This window comes from Brumicola pallidula DSM 14239 = ACAM 615 (assembly GCF_000428905.1).
GTDB classification, from domain to species: domain Bacteria; phylum Pseudomonadota; class Gammaproteobacteria; order Enterobacterales; family Alteromonadaceae; genus Glaciecola; species Glaciecola pallidula.
The window spans coordinates 12,374-31,283 of sequence record NZ_KE386817.1 but is presented as its reverse complement, the minus strand read 5'-3'; the positions used below and the strand labels follow the sequence as shown (position 1 = coordinate 31,283).

The 18,910-nt window shown below is 39.0% G+C and carries 14 protein-coding genes and 2 pseudogenes; 9 read left to right on the top strand and 7 right to left on the bottom strand.

Going from position 1 to position 18,910, the window contains the following annotated elements; translation table 11 throughout:
• Positions 1-5: 5 nt before the first annotated feature.
• The 3 genes and pseudogenes from G399_RS0117905 to G399_RS0117895 all read left to right on the top strand — a co-directional run bounded on the left by G399_RS0117905 (position 6) and on the right by G399_RS0117895 (position 2,304).
• Positions 6-770, top strand: a complete 765-nt coding sequence (locus tag G399_RS0117905; RefSeq protein WP_006011565.1) for an SDR family NAD(P)-dependent oxidoreductase — start codon at positions 6-8, stop codon at positions 768-770.
• Between the two features lie 426 nt (positions 771-1,196).
• Positions 1,197-1,358, top strand: a pseudogene (locus tag G399_RS23030) (NAD(P)(+) transhydrogenase (Re/Si-specific) subunit alpha); the annotation flags it as partial.
• 181 nt (positions 1,359-1,539) lie between these two features.
• Positions 1,540-2,304, top strand: coding sequence for an enoyl-CoA hydratase/isomerase family protein (locus tag G399_RS0117895; protein WP_026843858.1), 765 nt, complete (start codon positions 1,540-1,542; stop codon positions 2,302-2,304).
• A gap of 126 nt (positions 2,305-2,430) precedes the next feature.
• On the opposite strand, the gene G399_RS21390 is transcribed toward G399_RS0117895, so the two are convergent.
• Positions 2,431-3,114, bottom strand: coding sequence for a lipoate--protein ligase family protein (locus G399_RS21390; protein WP_006011562.1), 684 nt, complete (start codon positions 3,112-3,114; stop codon positions 2,431-2,433).
• Positions 3,115-3,405: 291 nt separating this feature from the next.
• On the opposite strand from G399_RS21390, the gene G399_RS0117885 reads away from it, so the two are divergent.
• The 5 genes from G399_RS0117885 (at position 3,406) to G399_RS0117870 (ending at position 6,991) form a co-directional block, all read left to right on the top strand.
• Positions 3,406-4,170 (top strand): SDR family NAD(P)-dependent oxidoreductase, encoded by a 765-nt coding sequence (locus tag G399_RS0117885; protein ID WP_006011561.1) that lies wholly within the window; start codon positions 3,406-3,408, stop codon positions 4,168-4,170.
• 12 nt (positions 4,171-4,182) lie between these two features.
• Positions 4,183-4,938 (top strand): ThuA domain-containing protein, encoded by a 756-nt coding sequence (locus tag G399_RS0117880; RefSeq protein ID WP_006011559.1) that lies wholly within the window; start codon positions 4,183-4,185, stop codon positions 4,936-4,938.
• A complete protein-coding gene (locus G399_RS0117875; protein WP_006011557.1) occupies positions 4,920-5,471 on the top strand; it encodes a VOC family protein in 552 nt (183 codons plus the stop codon). The genes G399_RS0117880 and G399_RS0117875 overlap by 19 nt, the downstream gene beginning before the upstream one ends.
• Positions 5,472-5,542: 71 nt before the next feature.
• Positions 5,543-5,731: a hypothetical protein gene (locus G399_RS22125; RefSeq protein WP_148277406.1), complete on the top strand. Its 189-nt coding sequence runs from the start codon at positions 5,543-5,545 to the stop codon at positions 5,729-5,731.
• Positions 5,732-5,980: 249 nt separating this feature from the next.
• The gene (locus G399_RS0117870; protein WP_006011553.1) at positions 5,981-6,991 is read left to right on the top strand and encodes an MDR family NADP-dependent oxidoreductase; all 1,011 of its coding nucleotides are present in this window, start codon (positions 5,981-5,983) and stop codon (positions 6,989-6,991) included.
• 124 nt (positions 6,992-7,115) lie between these two features.
• On the opposite strand, the pseudogene G399_RS22655 reads toward G399_RS0117870, so the two are convergent.
• From G399_RS22655 to G399_RS0117845, 6 genes and pseudogenes are all read right to left on the bottom strand, one after another.
• Positions 7,116-7,232: pseudogene (locus G399_RS22655) on the bottom strand (ATP-binding protein); the annotation flags it as partial.
• 247 nt (positions 7,233-7,479) lie between these two features.
• Positions 7,480-9,087, bottom strand: coding sequence for a tetratricopeptide repeat-containing sulfotransferase family protein (locus G399_RS0117865; protein WP_006011551.1), 1,608 nt, complete (start codon positions 9,085-9,087; stop codon positions 7,480-7,482).
• Positions 9,088-9,214: 127 nt separating this feature from the next.
• Positions 9,215-11,875: a TonB-dependent receptor plug domain-containing protein gene (locus G399_RS0117860; protein ID WP_006011550.1), complete on the bottom strand. Its 2,661-nt coding sequence runs from the start codon at positions 11,873-11,875 to the stop codon at positions 9,215-9,217.
• A gap of 523 nt (positions 11,876-12,398) precedes the next feature.
• Positions 12,399-14,090: a dipeptidyl-peptidase 3 family protein gene (locus G399_RS0117855; protein ID WP_006011547.1), complete on the bottom strand. Its 1,692-nt coding sequence runs from the start codon at positions 14,088-14,090 to the stop codon at positions 12,399-12,401.
• Positions 14,091-14,561: 471 nt separating this feature from the next.
• On the bottom strand, positions 14,562-15,800 hold the full coding sequence (locus tag G399_RS0117850) for a DUF1501 domain-containing protein (RefSeq protein ID WP_006011545.1): 1,239 nt from the start codon (positions 15,798-15,800) through the stop codon (positions 14,562-14,564).
• A 4-nt stretch (positions 15,801-15,804) separates the two neighbouring features.
• Positions 15,805-17,160, bottom strand: coding sequence for a DUF1800 domain-containing protein (locus tag G399_RS0117845; RefSeq protein WP_006011542.1), 1,356 nt, complete (start codon positions 17,158-17,160; stop codon positions 15,805-15,807).
• A gap of 377 nt (positions 17,161-17,537) precedes the next feature.
• Here G399_RS0117845 and G399_RS0117840 point away from each other — a divergent pair, with 377 nt between their 5' ends.
• Positions 17,538-18,803, top strand: a complete 1,266-nt coding sequence (locus G399_RS0117840; protein ID WP_034897669.1) for a multifunctional CCA addition/repair protein — start codon at positions 17,538-17,540, stop codon at positions 18,801-18,803.
• The last annotated feature ends 107 nt before the right edge of the window (positions 18,804-18,910 follow it).

The following is an 18,910-nucleotide window of genomic DNA, read 5'->3' as shown; positions in this document are numbered from 1 at the left end:
TCATTATGAATATAAATTTTAAAAATAAAACGGTCTTTATTAGTGGTGCAAGCTCGGGTTTTGGTTTACTAATCACAAAAAAAATGGCTGAGTTAGGGGCGACCCTCCTATTAGTTGATAAGCAATCTGATTCCCTTCAAAAAGTTTGTAAGCAACTTGAAGATAATGGCACAAAAGTAATGGCTTTATCTTGCGATGTAAGTAATGAACATGATGTTAGTAATACATTTGATCAATTTATGGAAAAATTTGGACGTATTGATATAGCCATAAATAATGCTGGAATTATTAATTCTATGAATAGAATTGCAGACTGTCCCTTTGATGATTTCAAAAAGGTCATAGAGGTTAATTTATCAGGCTGTTTCTTATGTCTTAAACAACAAATAAAACATATGCTCCCTAAAAAGAAAGGGGTGATTTTAAATGTTGCATCAGTGTCAGGTCTTATTGGCTCCCCATTTTTAGGTGCTTATAGTGCGTCAAAACATGGCGTTATTGGTTTAACGAAAACAGCCGCAGCGGAATATGGCCGTAAAGGTTTGCGAGTGAATGCTATTTGTCCAACATTTGCGAACACACCGATGTTACATGATATTGCAAAAGGAAAAGATGAAAAATTCAAAGAACAATTATATGCAAACATCCCAATGCAAAGGTTAGCGGAACCAGAAGAAGTGGTCAATGTGATGATTATGCTTTGTAGTGAATATAACACGTATATGAATGGTGCTGAAATTCCAGTAGATGGGGGTCTGACAGCAGTGTGAACTTTAAAACTTAATTAACACATAAATAATAATGAAAACTCTCAATATTATCCATTTAGAGCAATAAAGGTGATTCAGAACGATCATGCTATGAACTTTAAATAGCCTGAAGTTCTCGTAATAATCCTATATGAACAGGATTACCAGCGCGTTTTAATGTGTATTTTGAAAATGGGTGTCTTCAATCAATCTAACATAAAATAAAGAGTGGACTTAGTCCCCTCAAATGTCTCAAAATTAATAAAAAAAGGCGTTCAGATTCAGGTTGTTGCTAATGCTGGAGCGTGATTAGCTTATCCCGACGAAGAATATATTCAAACAGGTGTCATAATTTCTGAACACAACGGATCCATTATAGGCACAAGTAATATTTTATTGATGGTTAACGCTGAACTTGATTCTATCTAACCATATAAAAATACAGCAAAAGGTAAAATACTCATTGGTATGATGGATCCTTTGATGCGCGCTGAATACTTTTCATATATACAAGACTCTGCATTAACAACACTTGCATTAGAGTTAACGCCTCGTATTACAAGAGCTCAGAGTATGGATTTTTTATCATCTATGCCAATAAAAGCGTAATTTTAGGTGCAAGTTAAACGCTTATGTTATTTGGTGACGGTAAAAAAGCCGTTGTGGAATTAACGAAAAGTTTAAATGAAATTTACTGATAAACTTCAGAAAAACTGTTTAATACAAATAGTTTAATGCAAAAATACCACCTATTTCTGCATATTTAAGATCAAAAAATAAAGGCGATAACATGCAATTTGTAACATTAAAAATAGAAAATCGGATCGCATATATTATATGGAATTCAGTTGAAAACAGAAACGCTTTAACTTTACAACTAGCAGCTGAAATTAAAAAATGTTTAGATGTTTGTAGGAAGGATGAATCCTTATCGGGCATAGTTTTTAGGGGTAATAAGCATTTTATGGCTGGAGGTGATGTTCAACTTTTATCGCGTGCTGTAAAAGATAAAAAACCAGAATTAGCAGCACAATTAATTGACTCAGCGCATGAGCTAATTCTCGAAGTAAAACGCATACCGATTCCAATCATCGCGGTAGTGGAAGGCGCATGTGCTGGTTATGGAGTTAGCTTACTAAGTCACTGTGATTTTGGTATTGCAAAAAAATCAAGCGTATTTAATCTTGCTTATAGTGCAATAGGAGCAAGCCCTGATGGGGGTGCTAGTTATACTCTTCCGCAAAAATGTGGCCATAAAAAAGCAGCTGAATTATTAATGCTCAGTGAAAATTTTTCGCCTCAAGATGCGTTATACTTTCAACTGTTGAATTATGTATTTGAAGACGAAACCTTTGAAGAATCTGTCGCTAATTGGTTACAAAAATTTACAAAAACGTATAGCAAAACTAATCAAAGAATAAAGAAATTACTATGTTATTCGGAAACTCGATTAGTAGAACAATTAAACTATGAAAAAGAAGCTTTTTTGCTTGGGGTTATGGGGGAAGATATGGCTAATGGTATTGATAATTTCCTAAATAAAAAGAAAAAATAGCTTTTAAAAAATCAATATAGCGTTAAGTGACTTATTAGGACCTATTATGAGCCTGTAACAGATTTTGTTACAGGGTCTCTATCACCTGTGAATTTGTATTTGAAATGCCCTTAAATTACGACTGAATCATGCATATTCAGTTAGTAACTTTTTACAAAAATCTTCGGTAGTTATGTCACCTTTAATCTCTTCTAATGAAATAATAGCTGAGTCTTTAAAAGATTGAGTAGACCCTGCCATACGGTAGAAATCATTCAGTTTTTTTGTCCATAGTTTATAATCTTTTTTTAATACTATGACCATGTGTTCTAGAATAATTTTAGATTTCGATTTAGGTACGGATAGCCAACGTTGAGATGTCCCAGCTAATTTTTTACCTTGATATACGATATTATACGCACCATCACAAAATGCCCCTTCAACTGAGCCTAAATAAGCTTCAATCCCTAAATCCTTGAGTACATCTAAAACAGGTCGACACATATTTAAATAACTTTGTTGAATAGTAATAGGATCATCTTGAATGTAAATTCTGCTGATGTTAATTACTTGGTCGTTTTGTATCACCGCTGAGCCACCCGATTGCCTTATATTAACAGGCAGACCTTGAGATTCTGTGTATAGTTTTGCTTCTTCAAAATTTTTTAAATTACTATCTATTTTAGACACAACTAAACTGGGTGTAGCCTGCCATAACCATAATGAATTCGTTGTATTAATACACTGCTTATATCCCAACATCAGCTGTTGTTCTAATTCAAGTTGTTGTGCTAAGTCACTATCAAGGTTTAATGTGTTTAATAAAGTCATAGGCATCTCAATGATTACAAAATAATGGTGAATTATTTAACTAAAATCACTCAATAACGGTTGATATAAAGGACAAACAATTCATATTTTTTCTTTTCCCTACAAACCATACCTTAAAATTATAATTTATAGCAGTAAAATCCAGAAAAAGACAGAGGAAAAACAGCCAAAATAAAACATGCAAACCTGTTTTTTATATGATACTTTTATGTTGTTTAATACTTTTATTTAACATATAGTAACAAAAAATTAACTCATGTAAAAAAAACAGATGCGAACTGGAGGCAAAAGATGGAACTCAATCTTAAAAACAAAAAAGTAATCATAAGTGGTGGTACAAAAGGTATAGGTAGAGAAACTGTTCTGGCGCTTGCTCGAGAAGGTGCAACCATTTCTTTGTGCGCTCGTAACCAAGATGATATCGATAGCATTGTTAAAGAAATAGATTTACTCGGTGGAAAGGGTTACGGCAAATCGGTTAACCTTTATGATCAAGATGCTTTTATAGAATGGTTGAAAGACAGTGCTGAGAAAATGTCGGGTGTTGATATTTTTATTTCTAACGTTACAGGTGGCACTGCATTAGGTATGGATGCATGGACAGCTTGGAAAGAATTTTATGATGTAGATCTAATGAGTGCTGTGAGGGGATTCGAAACACTGCTTCCTTACCTACAAAAATCTAATGATGCTTCAGCAATATTTGTTTCATCTACGGCAGCAATTGAACATTTTGCACCTGCACCTCCTGGTTTTATGGCCTTAAAAGCAGCCTTAATTACCCATTCTAAAACGCTCTCTCATTATCATGGTAAAGACGGTATTAGAGTAAATACCGTATGCCCAGGTCCAATATATATTAAAGGTGGTGCTTGGGAATTCGTAGAAAATGAAATGCCGGATCTTTACACAAATACACTTACTCAGATCCCGCTTGGAAGAATGGGAGATGCCAATGAAGTTGCAAGCCTGATTACCTTTTTAGCAAGCCCTGTTGCAAGCTTTATGACAGGTGGGAACTATGTCATTGACGGTGGCATGTGTAAAGGCGTATAGAGGTTATTGCTTATGAATAAAAAAAGAGTTGATGCTTATCTTGTATGTGGCGGTGACTATCATGATATGGATTTCGCTCGCTTAGAGTTGCTTAAACTTTTAGGTGAGCATATGCATATACGTGTAAAAGTCAGTGATTCATTTAATGATATTGACGCAATATGTGACAGTGATTTTTTGATTACTTATACATGTAATGTTGTACCGAGTAGTGAACAATCAAAAAGACTTAAAGCTTGGTTAAATGCAGGAAATAGATGGCTAGCTTTGCATGGAACAAATTCTATATGTCGGTTTTTAGGATTTGATCCTGTGTGTGTAGGCACACCAAGAGAAGCCCCCGAATTTATGGAGATGTTAGGTAGTCAGTTTTTAGCACATCCTCCATTATGTGATTTTAAAGTAGAAATAACAGATCCAAGCCATGAACTAACAAAAGGCCTCAAACCTTTTGAAACATTTGATGAACTTTATCTTTCTGAGTTTTATGGCAAACACGAATGTTTATTACATACACATTTTAATGGTGATGTGCCTGACTTTGAAGAGGGTAATATTTGGAACGATGACGAAAAACGCCCTGTAATGTATATAAATAATCATGAAAAAGGGCAGGTACTCTATCTTACGTTAGGCCATTGTAGAGGAACTTACGATATGCAGCCTTTAATGGAAGAGTATCCTGATGTAGAACGATGTAGTTGGGAGTTAGATGTCTTCTATGAGTTACTAAGAAGAGGAATTAATTGGTGCTCAGCAAAAACATAAATTTATTTCAAAATAATGCTGATTTAATGCAAATCGCTTTTGTAGTACCTGATGTACGCAAAGCGATTTTGCATTGGAATTCTATAGGTGTTGGCCCGTTCTTATTGTTACCGCATTTAGAACTAGAGCAAGTTATATATCAAGGCCATAAAACAAATCCTGACATTAGTTTAGCTATTGCTTATCAAGGTAATATGCAAATAGAACTCATACAACAACATAATTCAGCAGATTCTATCTATAGTGATTTTTTGAAATTTTATCCAGAAGGCGGTATGCAACACAGCGCAATAGTAAGTGACCAATATGGTAAATTGCTTTCCGCATTAAAAGATAATGATATAGACATTGTTCAATCGGTAAAAACAATTGATGGCAGTAATGCTTGTTATATTGCATCAGATTTCCACCCCGGTGGCATGATAGAAATAATCGAAAATACTAAGCCTATGGCATTATTGTTTGATGATCTAAAAAAATGCGCAAAAAGTTGGCAAATAGGTGACGACAACTTAAATTTTGAGGGGGCGTAGAGTCAATTCATAATTCAAATTATGAAATACGTTCTGCTATACAGACATTGTTCGCTAATTATGCTGACCCTATGCATAGATTACACAGTCATACTTGGTCTCATAGTCGGACAAAGGACGCGACATGGTTAATTGGAACATTAGAAGAACCAGAAGATTTATTCGATATCACCGGTATTGATATAATAGTACCAGCTTGGAAACAAGCCATGACATTATATACAGATGTTCAACATAGACTGGTATCCCATGAAATATGAAATAAGAATGTGTCATAACCGGGCGATGTTATGTTGAAGAATTTATGAATTATAATGGTCGTGAATATAATTTATTTGGTGTGTATAACGATATATATCAAAAAACTATATCAGCTTATAGTTTCGAAAAAAGGCAGTTTAATATTTTGCAACTACAAAAAAGGTACTGAAAATAGACAGTAATTTCAGCATCTTAATAAATAAAAACAGGTTACTTAAGCTTTTTTGAAATATTTAAGGAGTATATTCATGAATAAACAAATTTTATTAAATAAACGACCTCAAAAAATTATGACCTCGGATGATTTTAAATTAGAAATTGTTGATATACCGAAATTAAAAGACGGAGAAGTTTTACTTAAAAATTCTTATTTGTCGATAGATGCTGGTTTCAGGTTTTGGATGAACGAAGGGTCTGGTAACAATATATTACCAGCAATGGCATTAGGTCAACCAGTTCAGGGGATTGTATTAGGGACTGTTATCGAAAGTAAAAATCCAAGTTACAAGCAAGGTGATAAATTAATGACCCGCAGCGCTTGGCAAGAATACAGCGTGATAACAGCAGAAAACGATACTGTATACCCTTTACCTACAGCGTGGGAATGTGATGATTCTTTGTATTTAGGTGTACTAGGTGAAACAGGTATGTCTGCTTACATAGGCACTGTGGATATGGGGCAACTTAAACAAGGTGATACAGCCCTGATATCGGCGGCAGCTGGTGCTGCTGGTATTGTTGCCGGTCAAATCGCTAAAATTAATGGAGCTAAAGTAATCGGAATTACCAGTAGTGACCAAAAATCGCAAAAATTAATTAACGAATTTGGTTTTGACAGATGTTTAAACTACAAATCATCTACGCCTTTGAGCGAATTGATAGCTGATGAATGCCCAAACGGCGTCGATTACTATTTTGATAGTGTTGGTGGGCAAATGTTAGAAGACGCTATAGCTAATATTGCACAAAATGGGCGTATTGCATTGTGCGGTGCTATCGCCAGTTACAGCTCATTAGAGCCTCAGCTAGGCCCTAAAAATTTATTTAATTTGGTTGTACGTCAAGCTTCGATGAAAGGGCTTATGACTCACTACGAATCTGATAGATACGACGAAATGAGAGGGCAACTATTTAAGTGGATGCAGCAAGGGACACTTAAAAACGCAGAGAGTTGTTTTGAAGGTATAGAGCATGCACCAGCCGCATTTTGTGGCATGTTTACTGGTAATAATTTTGGCAAAACAATAATTAAACTTTAAAAGAAAGTCACGGCTATATTAATCTCTGGGAGAAGTAAGTTACGAAAAGGAGACGCCGAAAAAGTATAGCGCGTCAAGCAATTTGATCGGTTAACGGCAATTGTCTTGACCGGGTGCTACTGTTTTATTTCTCTTCTTTCATTGCTATTGTCCTTCTGTAACAGTCTCTTAATAATTGAACAATATGTGCGTGATGAACCATTCTGTCGATTGCCGTGACGGTCATGTTGGTGTCAGTAAATAACGCATACCAGCCTCAATAAGGCTATATTCCCTGTGGTGGAACACTTGTATTTGAGCTTATCAAGATACTTAGAACTTAAACCAAGAATTGAATTGTTAAATCTAAAACTGCAGACTATGCATGATCTATATGACATGTTGGCGGCCGAGCAAAACCACAAGCATTTATCGTTTTTGGGATCGATAGTTATTATTTTGATTGCGACAGAAATTGGGCTCTTCTTTTTCGGATAATGTGTGTTGTATTAATCACTAACAAGACCATTTTGTTTTAAATAGGCGGCATATTTATTATGCTGGCCTATTGCTCTTTGATGGATCGGTTCAGTAACTTGGGCTGAACTCAAGGTTTTAACCAGGCTGACGAATTTTTGCTTGTGTTCTCGCTTATCCTCTCTCTTATCCTCTCTCTTATCCTCTCTCTTATATTGCTCATACCAACATTCCTGTTGATAACTCAAGCCACAAGATGTAAGTACTTGTTGAATAGTAGATTGCGGCTGACTAACTAAAGTTTCATACTCTATTTCAAAAATCTCATCTTGATAGATTTGCCGCCAGTGCTGCATTAGCTTGCTGTAAAGTTGCTTGTAAGCTGATAATTCCGCGAGGTCACACAAGTAAGGTTCGTTTGCGTCAAAATAATTTTTAAAAATCGAAAGCCCAGTATCAGCAAACTGTCGCGTTAAATGAATGATTTTTGCATGTGGAAATATGGTCTTAATTAAGCCGATAGATTGAAAGTTAGCAGGCAGTTTATCAATCACAAATGGCGTGCTTAATTGTCTTTTCTTAATCGCATTTGCATAAATATTAGCTGCTTGCTGACAAATTTCTTGCCCTTTGCTAGTGTCCAATTCGGGCATAAATAAAGGGTAGGGCTGTTGCGTACGATGGGCCACGAAGTTGGCTACTTGACTGGCAATAATAGCTTGTTCGCCTAAACTCGACACATCTGAATGCAGACATAGCATCTGTTCGAGTAAGGTAGAACCAGTGCGCGGCAAACCAAGGATAAAAATAGGCGTAAAACTCGTGGTTTTAGCTCGGTGATATTTTTGTGCATTTGAATTTGTTTGGATCGCTGCAAAAAGATCGCGCAAATCGTTCACTCGATAATCGCACATAGATAATTGAAGCTGGTTAGCAACTTTCCAGTGTGCAAATGCTTGTGTACTTTGTTTTCCTAATTCGAAGTAGCGACCAAGCGCGTAGCTAACAATCATTTGCAATTTGTTATCGCTGGCCGAGTTATTGTCGACCTTGTCGCTGTTAGGCGCATTAGGAGAGATGTTGTCAGATAAGTCGTCAATGTTAGGTAATGTATTATTTATTGCGCTGAGAGCAGTATGCGCTTGGTCTATATCTTGCGTTTGACCCAGGTTGAGTTTGAGTAACCATGCATAACTACTGAGTAAGTTGTCATTTGAATAGCTTATACAGTCAGAGGCCAACTTGTCCGCTTTAATCAGTTGACCTACTTCTCTGTAAAAATTAGCCGCTCGATAGATAACCACAGCGTTTTTAGGAAATTGAGTTAGGGCAAAGTTGATTACGGTTTCAACATCACTGACGGAATTAACCATTTCAAACGCGTCAGCTAATTTAAAAAGAGGCTCATATTGTGTTGGCAATAATTGGCAAGCGTTAGAGAGTTGTGCAATTGCTGAGTCAAACTCTTCCACGCTGAGTAGTGCAGATCCAAAATAATAACAGACATCACCGCGCTTCGGTGCCGATTTTTGTAACTCTGAGAATAGCCTAAAGGCACGTTTGAAATCACCATTTGCAACCGCACCTTGCGCTACGTTGAGGCGTTTTTCAAAAGAAGCATGTGAGTCCTGCAAAGTCAAAATAATACGTATCCACAATTAACGAGTGCAAGTAAAAATGCCATATAAGAGAGTGTAAATAAAGAAAAATTAATGCTAGAAAAAAGCCTTGTCGTTTAGACCAAGGCTTTTTTAGCGTGTTTACTGCTTAGAAGCTATAAGTTGCTTGTAAGTAGTAGAAACCACCATTGATACCAAATGGAGAGGTTTCATAGAAAACACCACCCCATGTGTTATTGCTGATGCCTTCAGAAGCCTGAAGGCTTGCCGGTATGTCTATGCGTTGAGCATCTTGGTCAAAGATGTTTTGTGCACCTGCAGTGAGAGTGAATTCTTCGGTTAGGAAATAACTAAATTCAAAGTCAACAGTAACCGCGGCATCGGCTGTAATAGCAGTCGCATCATAATCTACGTGGACACCTTGGTATTCGCCATAGTAATTAACACGTGTAAAAAATGAGAACTCATCCATGCTTTGTGCCCATGTTGCCGTGGCACGATGGTTAGGAAGGTCTTCTTCTAAACGCTTAACTTTAAAAGCACCAGTGATAGCACTAAATCTATCAACTTTAGTTTCGTTCCAGTTATACGCCATGCTGAAGGTAGAGTTTCCACCCATAAACTCAGTAGCGTAGTTAGCAACTAAATCGATACCCTGTGTTGTGGTATCAAAATCGTTAGTGAAGAAACTTACCTGTGCCAACCCTGCAACATTCGGCACCCCTGCCGCGATAAGTGTTGCTTTGTTTGCGTCGCTTAAGTTGATTTTCTCAGATTGACTGATACGGTCTTCAACTTCGATGTTGTAATAATCAAGCGTAACAAAAACATCACCTAAGCTATATACAGCGCCTAATGTGTAACTCTTTGAGTCTTCCGGCGTTAGCTCAGTACCACCTAATTCAACCGAAATTGGATTAGTTGGAGGAAGTAACGCAGAATCAACCAATACACCACTGCTTAAGTTGGTTTGCACGTTACTTACGTTAGCTTGGCCAACGGTAGGTGCTCTAAAGCCTGTGCTATATGAACTTCTCAAAGAAAAATCATCGTTTACATGGTACTGGCCAGCTAACTTGAAGTTAGCAGTAGAACCAAAAGTGTCATAGTCTTCGTAGCGAACAGCAACACCTAGTAAAAACGCTTCGGTGAATGGAATTTCTGTATCTAGATAAACCGCATAGTTACGACGAGTTGACACACCTTGATCAGACGGTTTGAAACCAGGGAAACCGTTTGAACCAACGCTGAAACCTTGGTCAAACAAAGGTCCGTTTTCAAACGAAGCAACGTCACCGGCAATAACTTCAAAGCTTTCTTCACGCCATTCTAAACCACCAGCAATGTTCACTTCGCTATATAAATCGAAATCAAATTGCTTCACCAGGTCTAGGTTGAAGCTCTTTTCAAGTTGAATATATTTACCTGGAGCGAAATCGCGAGGAGTATCTGGACCTAACGAAGAGTTCAAGGTATTAAAGATGAGAAACGCTGATTCACTGCGACCCACTGAACCGCTGACATCATAGAACCAACCTTCAGCAACACCGCTTTTGATTTCACCCTTGGTACCAATAACTAAGGATGTATCGGTAATGTTACCACCAAAGTTTGGTGTGAAACCTTCAGCAATGTCTTGGTTATGGGCAAAACAGTTTGCGCCAGATAGCTGACCTAATGCGGTTGGATCAGGCAAACCATTTGCTGCAATTTCAACAACTGGGCAGTTTAATTGTTGTGACAAACCATCTAACGAACCCACTAAGATAGTTGCTGGAGCAGCATCCCATGCTGTCTGACCTGCTTCATCGTCATCACCCGGACGGTAACCAGCAGTGCCACCAACATTACGCACGATACCGCCATACACACCAGGGCGTGTAGTCGGGTTGCGGTAGTAAAAACCACCGCGTACATCGCGTTCAGAATAGTTTCCGAACATGTAGAACTCTTTATCATCGCCTAAATCAAGACCAATGTTACCAAAAATGGTTATGTCGTCTTTTACTTCAGGTGAACCCCAGATTTGCGCTGGGTTTGCAACATTTAAACCGGCTTGTTCGAATGCAGTAGCATCGGCACGCTGAACACTTCGACTGGTGGCATCAGAATTTTTATACTGGAAACTCAGGTTAGCGAAACCATCCGCTGTAAACGGTAAACCCACGTTTCCTGATAGTTGACTTGTATCGCCATCGCCTTCGTAATACGAACCTTGACGAAGCGACAATGAACCGCCTTCAGCACTGTCCTTTAGGACGAAGTTAATTACACCAGCGATTGCGTCAGAACCGTATTGCGCTGCAGCGCCGTCACGAAGTACTTCAACTTGCTTCAATGCAACGCTAGGAATAACACTGATATCTGGGCCTTGAGCACCATCGTTAATACCACCACCTAAGAAGGCGATAACAGAGGAACGGTGACGGCGTTTGCCGTTGACCAAAATTAGTGTGCTATCTGAAGATAAACCGCGCAAGTTAGCTGGACGCACTAGTGTTGCTGCATCACTGATCGGGTTTGCATGTACGTTTAATGAAGGGATTGTACCTTTCAATAATTCAAGCATGTCTGTGTTGCCGCCTTTGCCAAGTTCATCACCACCGATAATATCGATTGCGACGGGTGAATCAGCGATTGAGCGGGGTGCTGCACGACTACCTACAACCGCGATTTTTTCAACCATGGATGCTTTCTTGTCGTCTTCTTGTTGTGCTAGTGCAGGTATTGCAAAAGTGAGGGATGCGGCAGCACTAACGGCTAAACCAATACGCACACTTCTGGTTAATAATGTGAGGTTGTTTTTCATGTGTTATTCCGTTTATAAATGTTAATTATAAATTTTTAATAAGTTGCGTTTTCTGTTTTTATTATTCGCAATCTTCAAGATATAGTTCCCTTTAATCCGACGTTTCAACGTGCTTAAGATTTAAACGTTGAAGCGCGCAAATTACCTTGCCTAAATTTAAATTACAATTAGCTCAAAGTCTATAATATATTGATTTTTTGCAAACGGAATACGCTTTTTTTTTGTGTTTTAGTATTCGTTGTGTCGAGTGGATACCAGTGTAGCTGGGGTTTTCGGAAGGACACTTGTTAAACATAGCGAACTAATTTTTAACATAAGGTTAACTAATATTAAATTGAACTAAATAAGGCTAAAAGTAATAAATGACATTAACCAGCTTAGGAAACACCAAAGTCCATGGCGTTTCCTATCTATGTAATATTCAAGTCGAATTTCGTTAGTACTTTCAAACTGAATTTTACGCCTCAGTTGGCTACAAATCCAAAACTATCAGGTATCTTTACGGTAAAGCGAAATGTAGTTCTTAGTTTAAGCCCAATATTTTTTTACCTTGTTTAAAGGTAATATCAACTGGAATTTGTGCATCTGACAGTTTCTGCAAATCGGCGGCTAAATCAGGTTTAATGACACCCATCGTTGCAACCATGTCAGATACGCCTGCATAGTTTCCATCTCCCTGTAGCACAAGAATTTTGTTTGAGAGTGCGTCTATTGCATTACCCATTTTTTCGATGTCAACTAAATACAAGCCTTCTTCATTGCGTTTGAACGCACCTTCTTGTTTGAAAAAGTTAAACCTAACCATGTTTGCTTTGCCATGCGCACTTGAGGCTCCGAAACGAATTGAACGGAAGATCCCAGCCATGAATGTCACATAGTAGTCTTCCAAAACCCCTTCAGTTATTGCGCCCTTTTCAAGTAACTGACGCACCATATAAAGGCCTAATATATCTGCTTTACCTTCCTCTAAGGCCGAAGAGTGCTCTTTTAATGCTTGTCTAACAGTGCCTTCACCACTTAACAGGTTTTTGATACCTAATCCATGAGCGACTTCATGAAACATGGTGTTGCCAAAAAACGCGTCAAACGTGACGTGTTTGCGTTGCTGTTCAACAATTAATTGCTGTGCAATGGGTAACATGATGAAGTCGAATTTGGCACGCATGGCATTTTTCAGTTGTAATCTGCGTGTGCCTTTTTGCAATTGTACTTCTTCGTCGTTTGGCAAATTTATTGCAATCGTTTTGCTACCGGCATTTGAATGCCCCGCATAATAGATAACGTCATAGGCATTTAAATCCGCATCTGTGCCAGGCATTTGGGCTTTGTAAGCTTCATCAACGGGTAAGCCTTTTTGTAATTCAGGAAGGTAAGCGGCGTACTTCGCTAGTTTTTCACTCCAAGATAGGTCTTTTAATAACACGTATGATTCAAAGGCTGCTCTGTAGCCGTATAACTGGTCTTCATAAACTTCAATTGGCCCAATAACCACATCAATAGGATTGGTTTTCATGTCCATCCAAGCGAAGTCGGATGCTTGATAGTTATCAGTTAATAAGGCTTTTGCTCGCATATTCAAATAGCTGGCAAAGGACTTGTTTTCAGCTAATGTGGCTGCTTGCTCTAACAGCTCAGCAGCGGCGGTTAGTTCGGACTTGTACACTTGTGAATATTTTTGTGTGCTCAAATTTCCGTTTTTGTCACGAACGACAATAGAGTAAAGGCCTTGTTTATCTTCAAAATTAGCGGCTTCGAATTCTTCTTTACTCATATCCGCCGGATAAAATTGTGCGCCTTTTGATTTCTCTTCCATTCCGGATAAAAACGCAGTGTCACCGTTTAATCTATCCCATGGACCATAGTTAATATCAGCAAAGGCTCTAATTTTCGGATCCTCAATGCTTGCTAAAAAGCCAGATTTGTCTTGACCAAACGCTTGTTTCCAAAACAAGTCATCCATAATTTTAGATGCATCAATAAGCACACTCAACATCTTCTTTTGATTCGGGGAATAGCTTGATAAATCGGCGGTTAATTCAACCGGATAATAGATGTCGAGTCTTGACTCATCGACAAGTAGCGTTGATTGCGCAGCAACGGGTGTTTGTTCAGATGTGTTTTCTTGCGTTTCAGTTGCTGGTTTTGAACATCCTGCCAATGAAGCAATAACAACAACGGCGATTGCGCTGAGGACAGTAATTTTATATTTATGCATGATTTACCCTATTTTATTATTATTTTAACTGATTTGTACTATTTTAGGCAGGTTTGTAGCATGCATGTATGAACACTGCCTTAACTAAATTTTAAGACACAACGTCATCTGATTGCAAATGTAACTTTTGTTATTTACGCAAATATTAAGAGCGATGGTAGGCGCCATATCCGTCCATATATGGCAAACTCACAAGCATTAAAATGAGTTTAGATGGATACTCGCGGCGAGGAGCCTTAAAAGCATCTGCCGCAGAAGTTGTTGCGATTGTTTGATAATTGCAGCAATGTATTTCCAGTCAGATGTGTGGGTCAATTATTGAGTTGTCCACGGTCAGTATTTGTGGGTAATCTACATTGTCGATAGATGTCGTCATGCTTTTATAATGAGCATATTAAGCCTTATTTGTATATTCCGTTACTTTTAATACTTATAGTGAAAACGCCTTCCAAAATGCTGTTTTGGTTTCTGTTAAGCCGAGAGATCTGGAAATATTGTATTAATTTGCACCTGTTTTAGTCCCCAGTGATGTTGTAACCCTCTGGCAATCCACTGTCTCACATCGGATGTAGGCATTAAATCTCTAGCTTCAAATAAGTGATTCTGGGAAAGTCCGGGCCACTTACCTAAGACTTGACCCCCTTGCGGAATATTACCGCCAAGCATGAATAAACAGCTTGCCGTGCCATGATCTGTTCCGGCCGTGCCATTTAATGCAACGGTTCTGCCAAATTCCGTTGTTACTATCACTAATGTATCCTTAAACGATTCTCCGAGTCCTTCTTGTAAAGACTGTATGCCTTCATCAAGCATAGTAAATTGCCGATGTAGGCGGCCAGCTTGGTTATTGTGAGTATCCCAGCCACCGACCTCAAGCATAGCGCAATTAATGTTGTCGTCATTTTGTAGTATTTCACCGCATCTATTCGCTAGCAGCGTAAACTTTGGTCGTGTTTTACCTGTCGACATCATATTTGGCTTATCGCGTTGTTCCTTTGCTTGCTGCAATAACGTTGCTAATTCCTCGTCGTTCTCATACAGCAGTTCTAGTTGGTCGAGCAGATCATCGTCGGCGGCTTTAAAACTGGATGGATACCATGTAATTGTTAAGGGCTCTTTATTCTTATTCGCTGAGGGCTCTTTATTTGCTGAGGGCTCTTTATTCGCTGAGGGCTCTTTACTCGCTGAGGGCTCTTTACTCGTGCGCAACGCGATAGGGACGGTGCGAGAAATAGCCAGACCTTGGCCATGGTATTGTTGTAGGGCTCTTGCCATCCAACCATTTTCGTGATCAATGTCGTTTAGGCCACTTTCCATCTGGTCTTGCGCGTCAAAATGTGATCGTTCCCTGTAGCCACTAGCGACTGCAATTACTGGGGAAAATTGTTTGTTTTTGTATAATTGGTGCAAATGCTTAAATGCGGGGTGCAAAGCAAAACCATTGTCTAGAGGCAGCAGAGACCCTTTAATGTCATTGAGAATATTCGCACGATAAGCGAAGTAGTCAGGATCAAAAGCCGGAATAACCGCATGCAGTGAATCCATCGCACCGCGTAACATTATCCAAACCACTTTTTTATTTTTAGTGTCAGTCGCTTGCTTGTCAGTAGCATGTGCGATCGCTGCACCTATTGTCGGAGTGGATAAAAACACACACCCAGCAATTGTTGAGCGTATGAATTCTCTGCGTGGATTCTTTATATTGGTCATCGCGTTATCTCCTCAAAAATTCTGGACTCATAAATAATATCGCTAAGCCCTGTTGTTTACTCTCTGCACGCATTATATGTTGGGCTGTTGAGGGACTCAATAAATCGCCCAACGCTACCATTGCAACCTCAATTGGCGACATTTTAACTTGCCCCGCGATATGCTCAGCCCATTCAATGCGATCCATAAGCGCAGATGCACTTGCCCAATCTTGTGCGTTATCAGAAAAGCCAGCGGGCGAGCCGGATGAGTAGGGTGCTTGTCCCAATATTTCTAAGGTTTTAAGAATATCTGGTTTGGTGTTTCTAAGTTGGCAAGCTCGCTGCAGTGAAATGACGTATTCTCTGGGTGTTTTGAACTTGCTTGACTTTGGCAACCAACTCAATGGATGTCCAATCATGATTGTCACGACACTTGGGATATGACCTCTGGTATCTACCCAACGTTTTGCCATTTGCTGAACCAGCGTTTGCGGTGGTGAATCAGCTATAAAGTGTTTCGCGATCTTATACGATAGATGCTGTGCAGTTTGATCATGAGTTGCAAGACTGTTAAGCATATCAACAGCTTGTTGATCACTATTACGCGTTGCAGCAGCGTAACGTTTGCCTAATAATATTTTTTCTCCAGGTTCGTGTGCATATGCTTTAAACACAAAACCCAGTGCTTCGCGCTTTTTCTTACCCCCAATACTCCAACCGGTTAAGGATTTTGAAAGGGCCTGCACGTCGCTTTGTGTATAACCCCCATTAACCCCCAATGTATGCAACTCTAAAATTTCGCGACCTAAGTTTTCATTCAATCCACGTTTTTGGCGCTTCAGGCCGAGTGCTGAGTTAGGCCCAATTGAACTCTCATTATTCAAGTAATATAACATCGCTGGATGCCGAGTAACTGATACTAACATGTCGGCAAAATAACCATTTAGATGCGGCGCTATCGCTTCAGATTCTAATGTGGGGGCGATTGTTCGCATGTTCGCATTGGTATTACTAAGGCTAAAGTGGTTAGCAAAAAAGTCTTGTAGCCGTGCTTGCAATGGTTGTTCGGTTTGGATCGCTTGTAGTATGATTTGTGCACTGAGCTTTTTGCTGCTGTTGATCATTTCTCGACGTTTGTCTTTGAGCGACGTTATCGCTTTATTATTTTCCGCAGATTGCTGTATCATTTTTCTATCATGTCGGTAGGCGAATATTTGTTTGAGGGCCTGTTCACTTGTCCATTTAGGGTTTTGAATAGAATAATCGCGGAGCTGATCTAATAACCATTTTTTTGGATCTTGAATATTCAACTTCGCTAAGGCAGGTGTCGCACCATAACCAAAGCGGTTAAACGCGATGTACAGGGAACTTTTTTGCATATTCTACTCAAAAAATTTAATGTTCTTATACGGACTGCTTATAGACCAGCCCACTACGGACTGCTTATAGACCAGCCCACTAGACTCAAAATAGTTACCGATTCAGCATACTGCTAGCTGCTGTAAACGACAATCTACATTACACTATCTTTACACTTTACTTTTATCGCAGGTTTTCGCCTAACATTTGGCGGTTGTAGTGACCTTTACAGTAATTAAGGGGATAATTAAGTCGCTATAGCGTGTCACGTTAACAACCTGATTCAAATTTGGGTTATTATACCAAACAGTTATCGCAAACAGCTATTACAACACAGCTATTACAACACAGCTATTACAACACAGTTATCGTTACTGCTAGGAAACCGCTAATTACTATGCCTACTATTGAATTTGATGCACCAAAAGAACTCCAACACGTTTATCTTGTAGGTGGGGCTGTGCGCGATAAACTGTTAGGCGTTGCGTGCAACGATAGAGATTTTGTGGTGGTAGGTGAAAGCACAGAAAATATGGAAGGTCTCGGCTTTCAATCAGTAGGTGATGATTTTCCAGTTTATCTTCACCCCAAAACAAAAGAAGAATATGCGCTGGCACGAACTGAACGTAAAACAGGTAATGGATATCGGGGGTTTGCTGCAGATGCGAATAAAAATATCACGTTGGAATATGACTTAGCGCGCCGTGATCTAACCATTAACTCAATGGCGATGGATAAATATGGACGCATTTTTGACCCTTACAATGGTCAAGAAGATCTTATCAATAAAGTGTTAAAACATACTACTGAATCGTTTGCTGAGGATCCTGTTAGAGTATTGAGAGTGGCTCGTTTTTATGCGCGTTTAGGACCACAATGGCAAATCCATAAGTCAACAAAACAGCTCATGTCTGATATGTTTAATAATGGTGAACTAACACACTTGGTAGCAGAGCGGGTATACAAAGAAACGGAGCGGGCATTGATGGAGCCTTACCCGTATTTGTTTTTCGAAACACTGATAGATTTTGGCCTTTTCCCAGAGCTGGCAAATATGCGAGGGGTTCCTCAACCCTTTAAACATCATCCTGAGGGTGACGTGTTTGTGCATACGATGCTAGTTTTGCAGCGTGCAGCGGATTTACACTTTGACTTACCGACCAGATTTGCGGCGTTAACTCATGATTTTGGTAAGCCCGTAGCGTTTGCAAGATATGCAAAATTGTACCAACATGAACAGCTCGGAATTGAGGTCATTGAGCGCTTTTGTCAGCGCTTAAAAATACCTAAGAAACTCACAGAAATAGCCAAGCTGACGAGTGATAACCACACTCAATGTCACAGAATTAGAGAGTTAACACCTAAAAAACTACATGTCTTTTTAATTGATAATATGAACGTACTGAAAAATGAGCTTCGATTCTTTCAATTCTTAGATGCTTGTCGGTGTGACGCTCAAGGAAGAGGGCCTACATTGGTTAATAAACCTTATCCGCAGTCTGACATTGCAAAGTCGTATTTGTTATCTTTAAAAAAGCTTGATACAAAAAAGATAGTTAAACAGGCCATACTGAATGGCTGCGTAGGCGAGCAAATTAGCGATCAGCTGCGCATTGCTGAAATAGAGAATATTCGTGTCCATCAAATGAGCATGGGGCAGTAATGAGCGAAATAGATGATTTCGTCTCACAGTAACCTTTGTCGTTAATACAAATCTAACGACCCCATTAAAAGTAAACATAGCTTGAGGTTGACGTCACCTCCGCTGTT